Annotated in this window: 15 protein-coding genes; 10 read left to right on the top strand and 5 right to left on the bottom strand. The window is 58.2% G+C overall.

Translation table 11 applies throughout. The annotated features are described in order from the left end of the window. Positions 1-120: 120 nt before the first annotated feature. The 4 genes from C7378_RS06845 to C7378_RS06830 form a co-directional block, all read right to left on the bottom strand. Positions 121-1,092 carry a substrate-binding domain-containing protein gene (locus C7378_RS06845; RefSeq protein WP_243648116.1) on the bottom strand — a complete coding sequence of 324 codons (972 nt, stop codon included), beginning with the start codon at positions 1,090-1,092 and terminating at the stop codon, positions 121-123. 149 nt (positions 1,093-1,241) lie between these two features. After that, entirely contained in the window at positions 1,242-1,652 is a 411-nt protein-coding gene (mscL, locus tag C7378_RS06840) for a large conductance mechanosensitive channel protein MscL (protein ID WP_131993830.1), read from the bottom strand. 157 nt (positions 1,653-1,809) lie between these two features. Continuing rightward, the gene (locus C7378_RS06835) at positions 1,810-2,574 is read right to left on the bottom strand and encodes a sulfite exporter TauE/SafE family protein (RefSeq protein ID WP_131993827.1); all 765 of its coding nucleotides are present in this window, start codon (positions 2,572-2,574) and stop codon (positions 1,810-1,812) included. 166 nt (positions 2,575-2,740) lie between these two features. Next, on the bottom strand, positions 2,741-3,319 hold the full coding sequence (locus tag C7378_RS06830) for a DUF4136 domain-containing protein (protein WP_131993824.1): 579 nt from the start codon (positions 3,317-3,319) through the stop codon (positions 2,741-2,743). Positions 3,320-3,520: 201 nt separating this feature from the next. Between C7378_RS06830 and C7378_RS06825 the strand changes: the two genes are divergently transcribed. Continuing rightward, the gene (locus tag C7378_RS06825; RefSeq protein ID WP_131993821.1) at positions 3,521-4,216 is read left to right on the top strand and encodes a CoA transferase subunit A; all 696 of its coding nucleotides are present in this window, start codon (positions 3,521-3,523) and stop codon (positions 4,214-4,216) included. A gap of 9 nt (positions 4,217-4,225) precedes the next feature. Here C7378_RS06825 and C7378_RS06820 read toward each other — a convergent pair whose 3' ends face one another. After that, positions 4,226-6,352 (bottom strand): beta-galactosidase, encoded by a 2,127-nt coding sequence (locus C7378_RS06820; protein WP_131993818.1) that lies wholly within the window; start codon positions 6,350-6,352, stop codon positions 4,226-4,228. A 183-nt stretch (positions 6,353-6,535) separates the two neighbouring features. Here C7378_RS06820 and C7378_RS06815 point away from each other — a divergent pair, with 183 nt between their 5' ends. The 9 genes from C7378_RS06815 (at position 6,536) to recN (ending at position 14,126) form a co-directional block, all read left to right on the top strand. Continuing rightward, on the top strand, positions 6,536-7,324 hold the full coding sequence (locus tag C7378_RS06815) for a MotA/TolQ/ExbB proton channel family protein (protein ID WP_131993815.1): 789 nt from the start codon (positions 6,536-6,538) through the stop codon (positions 7,322-7,324). Then, on the top strand, positions 7,308-7,748 hold the full coding sequence (locus tag C7378_RS06810) for an ExbD/TolR family protein (RefSeq protein WP_131993812.1): 441 nt from the start codon (positions 7,308-7,310) through the stop codon (positions 7,746-7,748). The genes C7378_RS06815 and C7378_RS06810 overlap by 17 nt, the downstream gene beginning before the upstream one ends. A gap of 3 nt (positions 7,749-7,751) precedes the next feature. Further along, positions 7,752-8,573 carry an energy transducer TonB gene (locus tag C7378_RS06805; protein WP_131993809.1) on the top strand — a complete coding sequence of 274 codons (822 nt, stop codon included), beginning with the start codon at positions 7,752-7,754 and terminating at the stop codon, positions 8,571-8,573. A 38-nt stretch (positions 8,574-8,611) separates the two neighbouring features. Next, positions 8,612-9,958 (top strand): Tol-Pal system beta propeller repeat protein TolB, encoded by a 1,347-nt coding sequence (tolB, locus tag C7378_RS06800; RefSeq protein ID WP_243648115.1) that lies wholly within the window; start codon positions 8,612-8,614, stop codon positions 9,956-9,958. Positions 9,959-10,075: 117 nt separating this feature from the next. After that, positions 10,076-10,819 (top strand): peptidoglycan-associated lipoprotein Pal, encoded by a 744-nt coding sequence (gene pal / locus C7378_RS06795; RefSeq protein ID WP_243648114.1) that lies wholly within the window; start codon positions 10,076-10,078, stop codon positions 10,817-10,819. A gap of 124 nt (positions 10,820-10,943) precedes the next feature. Next, complete coding sequence (locus C7378_RS06790; RefSeq protein WP_131993801.1) at positions 10,944-11,867, top strand: tetratricopeptide repeat protein; 924 nt, start codon at positions 10,944-10,946, stop codon at positions 11,865-11,867. 16 nt (positions 11,868-11,883) lie between these two features. Beyond that, positions 11,884-12,087, top strand: a complete 204-nt coding sequence (locus C7378_RS06785; RefSeq protein WP_131993798.1) for a hypothetical protein — start codon at positions 11,884-11,886, stop codon at positions 12,085-12,087. Between the two features lie 8 nt (positions 12,088-12,095). Beyond that, a complete protein-coding gene (locus C7378_RS06780) occupies positions 12,096-12,380 on the top strand; it encodes a hypothetical protein (protein ID WP_131993795.1) in 285 nt (94 codons plus the stop codon). A gap of 60 nt (positions 12,381-12,440) precedes the next feature. Then, positions 12,441-14,126, top strand: coding sequence for a DNA repair protein RecN (gene recN, locus C7378_RS06775; RefSeq protein WP_131993792.1), 1,686 nt, complete (start codon positions 12,441-12,443; stop codon positions 14,124-14,126). Positions 14,127-14,134: the final 8 nt, after the last annotated feature.

Here is a 14,134-nt window from a genome sequence, read left to right as displayed (position 1 = left end):
CTTGCACGCCCCTGCTCTGACGATAGATTTTCAGCGGTGCAGAGTCAAGAGAAGCACACGACGAGGCGCACGCTTTGGGCATGTATTTTTCGATAGAACATCATTAAAACGCGCTTAAACTCATCGTCTGGCCTGATTGCTGCCCGATTGGAGAAACTGGTCTACGTTGCTCTTGTCCACCAGGGAGACTCCGGTATCCACGAAAGCGGGGATCGGAGATTGGGCATCGAGTTCATAGTCGCGGTTGAGTGTTTTTAGCGGATAGTGATGAAGATCGTCAAGACCCTTTAGCCCTAGCAGCGCCATTGTGTAGGGTTTTTGTGAGATGGTTGCATCGATCGTCCCATCCTTGACCAGTTGCAGCGTGGCTCTATCGACATCCATCGCGATCAGCACTCGGCCGGTAGCATGCTGCCGCTTGAAGGCCTCTGCGACGTCCTTGCCTGCGGATGCCTCAAGGCAAACGTAGCCGTTGACCTGATCGGCACCCTTGCGGGCAAGGTATTCTTCAGTCTTGTCCATGGCCGTACCGGAATCGCCCTTCATGTCAAAGACCTCGGTTATCTTGATGCCGGGGTAGGTCGAGAGAACATCCTTGTAGCCTTTGAGCCGCTCTACGAGGTTCGGCTGGGACGGCATGGTGAAGAAGACGACATTGCCTTTGCCGTTCAGCTGTGCGGCCAGGCGCTGGCCTCCAAGCCGTCCGGCTTCGAGGTTATTGGTCCCGATGAAGTAGAGACGATTGCTGTCTGGCGCATCCGAGTCGATGGTGATGACGGGAATGCCTGCAGAGATGGCCTTGTTGATCTCCGGCCCCAGGGTGGTGGGGTCTGCCACCGACACGAGAATGCCCATGGGCTTTTTCGCGATGATGGCGCGCATTTCATCGACCTCTCCTGCTGGATCAAAAACAGAAGGGCCGCTCATTTCCGCGGTCACGCCATATTGCGCCGCCGCCTGCTGCAGGCCGGCTTTGGCAGTCTGCCAGTAGGGCAGATCGATGTTGGTGGCTACGAGATAGTAGCGTTCAGACTTGCTGTGACGTTCGCAGCCGGCCAGGAGAGCGAAGGCTACGGCCAGTGGTGCGAACAACAACTGCTTCGAACGAGAAACGCCCATATTTCACCCCCAGAGTTGCCTTCCGCCGGAGATACAGAGCGCAACAGAGGATGTATCCCCTTGCGGCGCAGAATACTACTCTCACGGCGGATGCTCTGGGAAGGGGGTCTCGCAAGTTCCCCTCAGGCAACGGCAGGTACGGGCTGCCCACAGTGCGAGCAACGCTTGGCAGCGAGGGGAATATCGCTGAGGCACTCCGGGCAGGGACGATTGGCCGGCGGCGCCGCTTTGACGGGACGAAATTTCTTCAACAGGGAATTAATGGGCAGGACGACGAAGAAGTAGACCGAGGATGCAATCAGCAGAAACGCAATCACGGCGTTGAGGAAGTCGCCGTATTTGATGACACCGCCGTGCAGGTGAAACACAAGGTAGGAGAAGTCCGGCTTGTGGACGATAGCTGCGATCAACGGGTTAATCAGGTCGGCGACCAGCGCATTGACGATGCCAGTGAATGCAGTGCCGATAACGACCGCGACTGCCAGGTCAACAACGTTGCCGCGCAGAATGAAATCGCGAAATCCTTTCAACATGCAGATGCTCCTTCAGGGGCGAATTATGGTTCAAGCAGCTATACAAGCTGCCATCCTACTGCAACCGGGGGCTTGGATATATAAAAAGTTCCGAGCCGCATGACGGGATCAAGACGAACCAGAGGCAGAGTCTTTCAGGGCTTGGATGCAGCAGACCTCATCCTCGGAGTGTCTGGATAAATAAGCTTACGGCGATCCCCGCCAGCCCGAGATAGACGTACTTCATGAAAGCGTCCCCATGCAGACGGTGATTGATGGCTCTTCCGGCGAAGATCGCCGGCAATGCCACGGGGATCGAAAGCAGATAATAGTGGGTAACAGCCGGTACCCAGAGCCCTGAAACCCAGAAGCCGCATAAGCCCAGGATGCTTGCAGGCAGGAAGTAACCCTGCAATGTGGCGCGAAACTGTTGAGCAGACCAGCGGCGCATGGTGCCATAGATGACCAGCGGCGGTCCGTTCATGCCATAGGCTCCTCCCAGGACGCCGGCGAGGAATCCGCAGCCGAAGAGCCATCCTCGGCTGTCGTGGGTGAGGGTGAAGGGCGCGCGTCCGATGAGAGAGTAAGCCGCGAAGGAAAAGAGCAGCACTGCCAGGCAGATCTTGACCGCTTTCTGGTGGCCGCCCGTGAGCAGCAGCAGGCCAAGCGGGAGCCCAAGCAGGGTGGAAGAGACCAGCCATCCTGCACTCCGCAGGTGAATCTTGCGCCAGTCCTGAGCGACGACTACGCCCGCAACCGTGATCGAGAGCAGCACGGCCAGAGGCGCCGCTACCCTTAGCGGAATAAAAAAAGCCAGCAGCGGCACGGCGATGAGTGCCTCTCCAAACCCAAAAGCCGAACGGATCATCGTAGCCAGAAACACAACCAGCAGCACGTGCAGGGTGGTTGAATCGAGCAGGTTTAGGAGGGGCGTGACTGACATGAATGAATGCTGGGTTTCCTAGGTTATCCTTTCATTCTAAGTCACAATGGTTTGCCCGAGGGACTGTCCCTTCGATATATGGCAAACGGCACTCTCAAGAAAAATCCCTCTTTAACTCGACCATGGGATCAAGTTAAAGAGGGATTTTCGAACCACTATCTCGAGCCTATGACTTCTGGGGTTTTACGGGGAATTTATCAAACATCTTGTGAATGTCTCCGTAAAGGCTCTTTTTATTCTTCTTGGAGTTATTGGAGATGTCACCAGTAGCTACACCGCGCCAGAGCAGCTTCTTTGAACTGCTGTCAAACATATCAACCATCAGGTGATCGACTCTCTGATTGACGGTTGAGGTCGTCGCCTCACCCATGCCGCCGCCCGGTCCCATGCCCCAGCCGCCCCAGCCCCAGCCCATGCCCCAGCCGCCGCCCATGCCGTCATACATGGTCTCGGCTTCTTTTTCGTTGTGGACATTTTGCGTCGCGAAGACCGTTGCCTGTCCACCCGTTGGCACTTCGCGCCAGCCGCGCTGCTGGAGCAGAGTGGTCACGGCGCGCTTAATGCGACCCGCATCGAAGGGGCTTTTGGCGTCGATCTTGCCGAAGGAGAATGTGTTGTAACTCTGAAAGTTGGCGTGGTGGTCGTAGTCGGTTTTGATGTCATCGGCATGGGCCTTAGCAAGAGGAAGAACCATGAGAAGAAACGCCGCTACTGTTACAGCGGCCACTTTGAAGGATCGTTTCATTTGAGCAGTGCTCCTTATTTTTCCTACCAATAATGAGACGTATTTCCATCTGCTAGGTTGTTCTCTGGCGCAGGAGATTTACGGCCGCCGTATTTCTCATAGCCTTGGGCGCGAAGGCATGCATATCGTCGAAGTGGACTGGCGCATGAACAGACGGGCGGGTAAAGTGAGTAGCGACATTTATGCAAGACGAGGGACAGCTTGAACAAAGTAGTGAAAAACGCCGATGACGCGGTCGCTGATATACAAGACGGCGCTACGATCATGCTCGGAGGCTTTGGCCTCTGCGGGATTCCTGAAAATCTGATTCACGCACTTGTGCGTCGCCGCGTGACTGGCCTGCATACCATCAGCAACAACATGGGCATCGATGGCGCAGGGATGGGACTGATGCTGGAGGCGGGAATGATCGCGTCGCACATCGGCAGCTATGTGGGCGAAAATAAGCTGCTCGAAGAAAAGGTCATCCGCGGAGAACTGAATCTGACGCTTGTGCCGCAAGGCACGCTTGCGGAAAGGATCCGCGCCGGGGGAGCGGGCATACCCGCGTTTTATACGCCGGCCGGCGTCGGCACGCTCGTCGCAGAGGGCAAAGAAACGCGCGAATTTGACGGCAAGCCTTACCTAATGGAGCGCTGGCTCCGGGCGGATTTCGCTTTGATCAAGGCGTGGAAGGGTGATACTGCCGGCAACCTTGTCTACCGCAAGACTGCGCGCAACTTCAATCCAATGATGGCAACCGCAGCGCGCATCACCATTGCGGAGGTTGAAGAACTGGTCGATCCGGGCCAGCTTGACCCGGATCAGATTGTTACGCCGGGGATCTACGTCAAGCGCATCTTTCAGGGCGCAAGCTATGAGAAGCGCATCGAGCGGCGAACGGTACGCAAGAGCTGAGGCGCCTGGCTACTCCTCCTCCACGATAGCGAGTCCCCACGGCTCCAGCTTCAATGTGGCAGCAGAGGAAACCTGCTGCGAAGTCAGCAGGTCATGTCCGGCTGCGAAATGATAGACAACCTGCTGCGGTGCGCTTGAGTAGTTCAGGTAGTAGTGGAGAAGCTTGCCGGAGCGGTTCGTGCCGCTCTTGATCCTCACGGGAGAAGTCGCCGCGTCCTGATCGACAGCGATGCCTGCGTCGTGGAGCGAATCCGTGACTACCTGCTGCTGGAGCTCATCTGAGAGCATCGTGCCCTCATAAGTCAGGCTGCCGCCTCCAAACTGGTTGCGAGTGATGGCAGGCCATTGTCCGAAGAAGGGATGGTCATAGTAGGCGAGCGCCTTCGCGTGTTCGAGCTGCAGAAACTCTGCCCATACCTTTACTTGGTTTTCACTGCCTGCATGGAAGGGATCACCCTTCAACGCCAGTGGCTTTTCGAGGTTCGAGAACTCCTGATAGTTGAACCCTGCAGCCTCGCGCAAGGGGCCGGGCGCACGCTCCCAGCGTACGGCTGAATTCATGTTTGCGAATCCGCTCTTGAAGGTCATCAGCACATGGCCGCCATTTTTTACATAATCTGAAATGCGCTGCAGCAGCGCATCGTCCGAGATGTAAAGTGCCGGCACGATCAACAGCTTGTACTGAGAGAAGTCTTTTGTGTCAGGAAAGACAAAGTCTGACCCGATGTTGTCCATGTAGAGTGCGCGGTGCAGTTGCGTGACGAGCGTGTTATAGGTGCCTGCCGCCTTCCCTGGTGTCCAACCATTGGAGGGCGTGCGAACGATGGGCATGAAGTTGAGCGCGTTCGACGAGTCCACACTATAGAGGATGGCCACCTGGTTTTTGATCTTAAGGTCAACCAGTTGAGGCCCTATCTTCTGCAGTTCGTGCGCGGTCTTCGATACTTCGGCATAGGCGCGATTCGGTTCGAGGTCGTGGCTGAGAACCCCTTTCCAATATGTCTCCTGACCGGCGTGGATTGAATGCCAGTGCCAATACTCAACCATGTTCGCGCCGCTCGACAGTTCGGTATAAACATCCAGGCGCATCTGTCCGTCATAGGGCGGGAATTGACCTGCCGAGTCCCAGCCGAGAGTCTGCGCGTTCGTCTCCGTGATGAGGAAGTTTGCGTGCTTCAGTGATCGAGAGAAGTCGCCCTCCACGGCCTGCCACGCGCCATCCATGTGGTCCTGCGTGCCGTGATAGACATTGTTCGCCACGATGTCGAGAGACTTGGCTACCTCTTCCTCATTCACGCTTGTCTTCATGACACTGCCGAAGTCCTGAGTGACGAATTGGTTGGGACCGCGATTCTTTCTTACCAGGGCAGCCTGCCAGGCGAGGTAGTCGGTCGTCTCCATCTGCTGCCAACGTGACCATTCCAACTTGTAGCTGGTGCTGGTGGCGCTGTCAGGCGACGGCATATTCTGCCAGCCATTCACGTCCTCGCCCCAGTAGTTGAGAAACCAGGCCTTGTTCAGCGCATCGGTCGTGCCGAATTTCTGCTTGAGATGATTGACGAAGCCCGCAAAAACATCGGGATTAGAAGCGCCGTTGGCGGTTGTCTCGTTATCGATCTGCCAGCCAATCACCGTTGGATTATTGCGGTAATGCGAGACCATGTTTGTGATGACCCGCTGCGCATAAAAGCGGAAGGTGGGACTCGAGGTGTCCATGTTCTGCCGCATGCCGTAGAAGACCGGCGCACCGCCCAGAGGACGGGCCAGCACCTCAGGATGCTCCCGGTAGAGCCATGTAGGAATGGAGTACGTGGGCGTTCCCATAATGACTTTGATACCGGCCTTACCCATGGCGTCGACCACTCGATCCATCCAGGCGTATTCGAAGTGGCCGTCCTCCGGCTCCCAGAGACTCCACGTCGATTCGCCCATGCGCACAACGGTGATGCCCGCCGCCTTCATCAGCGCGACATCCTTATCGAGTCGTTCATAGGGCATGTATTCGTTGTAATAAGCCGTGCCGTAGAGGACGGTCGGCATATTCGGCGCTTGCGTTGCCTGTCCATTGGCTGACGAACCAAGGAGCGTAAGAATGATTGCAGAAAAGGTTATCCCGAACTTTTGCGTACGATTCATGCCCACGACCTTTTTTGAGACATACGAATAGTACACGCGTTGTTCCTTCCATGGAACCAGCCGAAACCGGCCCGATACGAAGCCCGCTCGCGGCGATTCTTGCAGACGTAAGATTTGTGGTTCTGACCTCCTCAAGCAACCTCGCGGCAGGGCCCGACGTCTGGTAACGTTGATACTGACGCGATGACACACATTTTTTGCGCACTCTCATTCCTTCTGCTCCAGGCCGATGTTGACCCCGGTGCAGCAGCCGCTTCCGGCCCCACAGGGGGAAGCGCCATAGTGGAAATGCTGCACAACAGCGGCCCCGTGGCGATGGCTGTGCTCGGGCTGTTGCTGATTGCCAGCCTTTACTCCTGGTCGATCATTCTCGGCAAGTGGTCCAGCTTCCGCAGGGCTGCGGCGCAGAGCAAGCGGTTCCTGCGTGCCTTCCGCAAGGCAGGCCGCCTGCAGGAGATTGCTGCAGTCAGCGAACAGTTCAAGCCAAGCCCCCTGGTTAACGTCTTCGATGAAGTCTATGAGACGTATCGGCGACAGACCGGAGGCTATGGTCCACCGAAGAACGTGATCGCCATTGAGCGCGCCGCGCAGACCGCGTCGAGCGAGTCGCTGACGGTGATGGAAGAGAAGCTGACCTGGCTGGCAACCATCGGCGCTATCTCGCCCTTCATCGGTCTTTTTGGCACGATCATGGGCATCGTCGATGCCTTCCATGGGCTCGGTACGGCTGGCGCGGCTACGCTCCGCGCAGTGGCTCCGGGCGTCTCTGAGGCGCTCATCACTACAGCTGCCGGCCTGATCGTGGCAGTGCCCGCGGTCGTCGCCTATAACCAGTTCACGGCGCGTTGCCGGGAGTTTGGATCGCGCATGGACGATTTTTCACGCGAGCTGCTGAACAGCATGGAAGAGTTGTCGCTCAAGCCTAACCAGGACCCGATGGAGCGGGAGGCAGCGCGTGGCCTTCACCAGTAGGGCAGGGCACACGCAGACATCGCTGGCGGAGATCAATATCACCCCGCTGGTTGACGTCGTGCTGGTGCTGCTGGTCATCTTCATGCTCACCGCCCCGGTGCTGCAGTCCGGTATAGATGTGGCTGTGCCCAAGACGCGGACGGTAAAGGAGATCACGGAGCAGAGGCTGGTGGTCACCATAGCGCGTGACCAGACGGTCTACCTCGGCGATAAACCTATCAACCTCGCCGACCTGCCCGCCAGCCTGCATCAGCAGCAGGGCCCGGATGCGAAAGACCCCGCGCATCAGGTCATCTATCTGCGGGCGGATGAGCGCGTTCCTTTTGGCGCTTTCGCCTCGGTCATGGATGCGGTCAAGCAGGCAGGCATCACCAATATCAGCATCGTGACCCAGCCGATTCAGAACGGCCCGGCGGCAAAGTAGAGCATGGCAGGCAGGGAAGCAGCAGCACTGGAACTCGAACGGCGCTCCTTCGGGGCATCGCCTGTGGGCTCATTCCTGCTGCACGCAGGGCTGATAGGGTCACTCGTGTTTTATACGTGGTGGATGCAACGTATGCATGGCACGGAGTGGGGCAATAATCAGACTATCCCGGGCGCCATCTCCGCAACACTGGTAAGCTCGGCGCCGACTCTGCCTCTTCCGCAGGAGCAGACTCCGACGCAGAACGTGCTGGCGACCGAGACGCCAAGCCCGGCTCCGGCTGATACCGAGCCGAAGGTGCCGCCGTTGCCGGAACCGAAGGCGATTCCTATTCCGGTCAAGCAGCCGCCCAAGCCAAAGCAGAAAGAGCAGAAGAAGGTCGCACAGACCCCGCCCAAGCATCCGCAGGTGCAGCCTCAGCAGCACCATGCCAACTATGGCGAGGCTCCTGCGACGCAGATTCCACATTCGATGTCCGGCAATCCCAGCCCAAGCAATCCCGTCAACGTGACGGGAGGCGATTTCGGGTCGAGGTTTCCCTGGTATGTCTCCCAGATCACGCGTACTGTCAACGACCGCTGGTACCGTTACGAGATCAGCCCGAGCACTCCTTTCGGGCGCATTGCGAAGGTGATCTTCACCATCGGGCGGGATGGCAGGCCAACCAATGTTCGTATCTCTCAGTCAAGCGGTTCGCCTACGCTTGACACCTCCGCCGTACGCGCGGTGCAGCGCGTTGACACCTTTGGTCCCCTGCCGCCGCAGTATAACGGCAGTAACCTGAGTGTGGAGTACACTTTTAGCTACGATCAGCCGAATCGATAACAGGGCCCATGAGCAAAGTATTGAGGACCTCCAGGCAAGTGAAATCCAAGCTATTTTCAATCAGATTCTTCATCGCGCTTCTGCTCTTCAGTCTCGCCGGATCGGGCATCTCCCATGCCCAGGACTGGGTGAAAACGGGCACCAATCTAGGGGTTCAACGCATCCGATTGGCGGCGGCAAGTTTTAAACCGACGACAACTGATCCGCAGACCGATCCCCTTAAGACCGTTTTCGACAATACCTTTTACAACGACCTGTCGAATGCCGGTATCTTCGACATGGTTTCCAAGAGCATGGCACCTCCGCTGATGCCCGGCTCTCCGCAGGAGATCAATCTCTCTCAGTGGTCGGCTGCGCCCTCCAATGCCGAGATGGTCGCCTTCGGCGCTCTCGGCGTGAGTAGCGGACGGATCACCGTTTTCGGCTGGCTGTTCGACGCGAAGAATGCTCAGTCCCCGCAGATCCTCGGCAAGCAATACACGGATAATGCGACGGCTGACAGTGCCCGGATGATTGCCCATCGTTTTGCAGATGAGATTATCTCGCGCCTTGGCGGCGGGATAAACGGCATCGCAGAGACGAAGATCTACTACGTTTCCGGCCGTGTCGGGAACAAGGAAATCTCCGTCATGGACTATGACGGGCAGGGCGCGCGCGAGATCACTCATCTCGGAACCATCTCTCTCTCCCCACGTATTTCACCGGACAATTCGCGACTTGCCTTCGCTTCACTCGGCAGGCGCGGATGGTCGATCCGCATGTATTCGATGGATCTCGGCCGCATGGTGGCCTTTAATTCTCCTGGCGGAACGACGCTTTCCCCCGCGTGGTCGAGCGACGGTGCAAAGCTAGCCTTCTCCTCGGACAAGAGCGGCGATCCTGAGATCTACACCAGCGATGCAAGCGGCGGGAACATGCGTCGCATTACTGCCTTCCGCGGTCCCGACGTGTCCCCGGTATGGAATCCGAAGACGAATTCCCAGATTGCATGGGTAAGCGGGCGTACGGGTCTGCCGCAGATTTACATAATGGACTCCGACGGCGCCAATGTGCAGCGTCTGACGGATGGCGGCTATGCCACATCGCCTTCGTGGTCGCCGAACGGCCAGTTCCTCGCCTTTGCCTGGGATCGCAAATATGGCCCCGGCGCCCCCGGCGGGCAAGATATTTATGTGATGGACATCGCCAGCCACCGCTGGGTTCAATTGACGCATGATGCGGGACGCAACGACTTCCCATCGTGGTCGCCGGATGGCCGTCACATTGTCTTCCAGCGCGAGAGCAACGGACATTCAGATCTATGGACGATGCTTGCCGATGGGACGCAGCAGCAGGCTCTGACTCACAACGGCTCCAGTTCGATGCCGAACTGGAGTTGGAAGTGACAAAGGGAAGTAGGTAACTGTTCGTTTTTCTGCCTTAGAATGGATGCGCAGTCAGCCCCTCGCTGCCCACGCATTCTTGACATCGATTTTTTCAACATTCTCCCTAGGAGGAGACCTGTGCAACGCCTTAACCGCAAGATATTTGTTTCCACCCTTAGCGTCGTCGCACTATTAACTGTCGCCGGCTGCCACAAGAAGCAAGCCGCGCCACCGCCGCCACCGCCACCCACTGTCACCGCTCCCACCCCGACTGCTGAGATTACCGTTACGCCGAACACAATCAACGCTGGCGACAGCGCTGTGCTGACATGGAAGACCACCGGCGCCAACGACGTTTCGATTGAAGGCATGGGACAGGTTGCTACCTCTGGGACGCAGAATGTGAAGCCGACGGAGTCGACCAGCTATCACCTGGTTGCGCGGGGCGATGGCGGTTCGACGGATGCGACGGCGCGGATTACGGTTAATGCCGCTCCTCCAGCCACCAACAATCTCAACGAGAACAATGTTGATGATGCAACCTTCCATCAGAACGTCAAGGATGTTTTCTACGACTACGACAGCTATGACATCACCGGCGACGGTCAGTCGACCATTCAGCAGGACGCAGCCTTCCTGAAGGCCCATCCGCAGCTGAAGGTTGTTATTGGCGGCTACTGCGATGAGCGCGGCTCAACGGAGTACAACCTGGCACTGGGTGAGAACCGCGCCAACGCCGCCAAGCAGGCGCTGGTCAATGCCGGAGTCGATGCGAGCCAGCTTCGCACGGTCAGCTACGGCAAGGAAAAGCAGTTCTGCACGGAGCATAACGAGAGCTGCTGGCAGCAGAATCGCCGGGCTCAGTTCTCGGTCGATCGCTAAGAAGTCCTCGATTGCCCACGCTTCCGAGGGGGGCGTGGGCATCGGACGATATTCTTTCTTCTTCTCTTCGGACTAAACTCGAAGATACATCCCGGGCGCAAGCGCCTGACATATGAGAGTTCCTATGCGAAAGTCTCTGCTTCCCTTATCAGCTGTAGTCGCATTCGCGTTGCTGGCGCCTTCGCCGCGAGCCCACGCCGTTTCAAAGGAAATCATCCAGCTGCAGACGCAGGTTCAGCAGTTGCAGGACATGCTGCAGAATATGCAGACCTCCAACGATTCTCGCCTGGGCGTACTGCAGCATCTGGTCGAGCAGACTGCGGACAGTGTCAATCGCATGTCTCAGACGGTGACCGCGCTGCAGCAGTCGGTGCAGACGCAGAACGAATCGGGGGGCACCAAGATCGACCAGCTCTCGGGCCAGATGCAGGGCATCAACGACTCCATCGACGAGCTGAAGACGCGCATCGCGAAAGTCGACAAGGAAATCGGCGACATGCAGTCGCAGATGCAGAACGTAGGCAGCCAGGTTCCGGGTGGGGCAACAGGCCAGCCGCCGGCGTCAGGTGCTGCTGGAGCAGCGCCAGGCGGTATGCCGATGCAGGGAGCGCAGCAGATGCCTGCGCAGCCCCAGGCTCCCCCTATCAATGACCTCTACCAGGGTGCGCTCCGGGACTACAACAGTGCCCGCTATGACGTCGCCACATCCGAGTTTGAGGATGTCGTCAAGAATTATCCGGACCAGCCGCTGGCGGGGAATGCGACGTTTTACATAGGCGAGATCGCATACCGTCAGGGTAAATATCCTGATGCAATCAAGAGCTACGATGCAGTGCTGGAGCAGTACGCCGGTAACCCCAAGGCGCCTGCAGCGCAGCTGCGAAAGGCTGAGGCGGAGCTTGCCAGCGGCCAGCATGACGCCGGAATTCGCGATATGCGGAGCCTGATCCAGCGCTACCCTCAAACACCGGAAGCATCCCAGGCGCGCAGCCGTCTGAATGGCATGGGTGTCCGGATCACCGCGCCGAAGCCATCGGCCTATCACTGAGTTTCAGAGGAGCTTCATGACATCTATTCATCACGACAGCGATGAGCATAAAGGTGCGGTTGAAAGCGAGTCGCCGAATGACACGCCCAAACGCACCGACCTGCACAGCAATCTTGCGGATCAACTCGGACATCGCAATTCCGATCCGATGATCAAGGATAACGACTCGGACTTCCCGGAGCCCGGATCGAATGCAGAGCACAGCGGCCAGCACGAATAATGGGCGGTGTGGCAGCACTGGTCCTCTCGCTTCTGGTCGCGGTGGCGTCGGCTGCGCTTACCATGCGCAGTGACGGCCTCTACTGCGACCGGCTGGCGTCGGTGACGGTGTTGGCCATGCTTGCCGCGTTTCTTATGGCGCTGTCTTTTCGCCTGCTGGCGAAGCAGCGCCATTTCACTATCCTCGTGGCGCTCGCCATAGCCGCGCTCTGCCTCTTTGCGGATGCGCGATTTGTCATCCACTACCGCGGCATCTGCCATGATCTGCAGCGTCAGTTTGGACATCCTGGCTAGATTTCACGATCGGGGCATCCATTCCAGCTCTTAGGCTGATATGCTGCGCACAGGACACCCATGCTGCTCGAACTGCGCGCTGAAAACTATGCGGTCATCGACCATGCAATCGCTGTGTTTGGCCCGGGGCTGAATCTGCTTACGGGTGAGACAGGCGCAGGGAAGTCGATCCTGGTCGACGCGCTTGCCCTGCTGATGGGAGGCAAGTCATCCTCCAACATGGTTCGCCACGGGGCAGATCGCGCCGTGGTTGCGTGCGTTTTTGAGAGCACGCCTGGAGCTGAGGCCACGCTTGAAGCCAACGGCATAGACCCGGAAGGCGGCGAGATTATCCTCCGTCGCGAGATTCTGCAGAACGGCAAGGGGCGCGTCTACGTCAACAACCAGCCCGCTACGGTCGGAGTCCTGCGCCAGCTGGCGCCGGAGTTGGCCCTCGTGCACGCCCAGAGCGAAACCCTGGGAGCCTTTGACGCGGCGCAGCAGCGCGGGCTGCTTGATCGCTACGCGGACATTTCGACCGATAGCGTCAGCGAGGCCTTTCATCGGTGGAGCGCCATCCAGCGAAAGATCGACGAGCTGGAGCAGGACGAACAGGATCGTCTGCGCATGGTCGACCTGTGGAGCTTTCAGCAGCGCGAAATCAGCGGAGTCAATCCTGCAGAAGGCGAAGATGCGGCGCTGGAGGTCGAACGCCGGGTTCTTTCCAATGCCGAGAAGCTTTACGCGGCTGCAATGAGCGCACATGAGCTGCTCTACGAGAGCGGCACCTCTGCCGAAACCACCCTCCGCGCGGCCCTCAAGCAGCTGGAAGAGCTGGCTCGCTTTGACCCACAGTTCACAGAACAGGCACAGCAGCTGACCTCCGCACGCGCGGCCGTGCAGGACGTGAGCGCGACCGTGCGCGACTATGCCGAGGGCATACAGGCTTCGCCGGAGAGACTCGCTGAGATTGAAGACAGGCTGGCCGCGCTTGACCGGCTCAAGCGAAAATACGGGCCGCAGCTGGCAGATGTCATTGCCTACGAAGCAGACGTTGCGCTGAAGCTATCCGAACTGGAAAATCGCGACGAGACGTTGAAGACATTGAAGGGCGATCTTGCAGCAGCCGCAAGCGCTTATGAGTCGGCGGCAGGGGGCCTCTCCGCGCTGCGCACTGCTGCGGCCAAAGAGCTTGAGAAGCAGGCCGAAGCGCAGATCAACGATCTGGCGATGAAGGTGAGATTTGCCGTCAGGATTACTCCGCGGCAGCAGACTCAGGCGTGGACGGACCAGGGCTGGGATACGGTGGAATGCCTGATCGCGACCAATTCTGGAGAACCGCTCAAGCCGCTCGACGAGATTGCCTCGGGTGGTGAAATGTCGCGGGTCCTGCTGGCGCTCAAGGTCAGCGTCGAGGATGGCGCAAGCCATTCCAAGAGCCGCAAGACGCAGATGCCCAGAACCCTGGTCTTCGATGAAATTGATATCGGAATAGGGGGGCGCGCAGCCGAGGCAGTGGGCCGGAAGCTGAAGGCGCTTTCTGAAAGCCAGCAGGTGCTCTGTGTCACTCATCTGCCACAGATCGCAGCCTTTGCGGACCAGCACTTTCTCATCGAGAAGCGGGAGTCGCAAGGGCGCACGAAAACTGGCGTCCGGCTGCTCGAGTTACCGCAGCGCACGGAGGAGCTTGCCCGGATGCTGAGCGGAGCGAAGCTCACCGAGGGCTCACTCAAGAATGCAGAACAGATGCTGCAGTCCAGTCGCTGAACGGAATT

Origin of the sequence: Acidipila rosea (assembly GCF_004339725.1) — a bacterium.
GTDB lineage: Bacteria > Acidobacteriota > Terriglobia > Terriglobales > Acidobacteriaceae > Acidipila > Acidipila rosea.
This window is presented reverse-complemented; position numbering and strand designations above follow the sequence as displayed.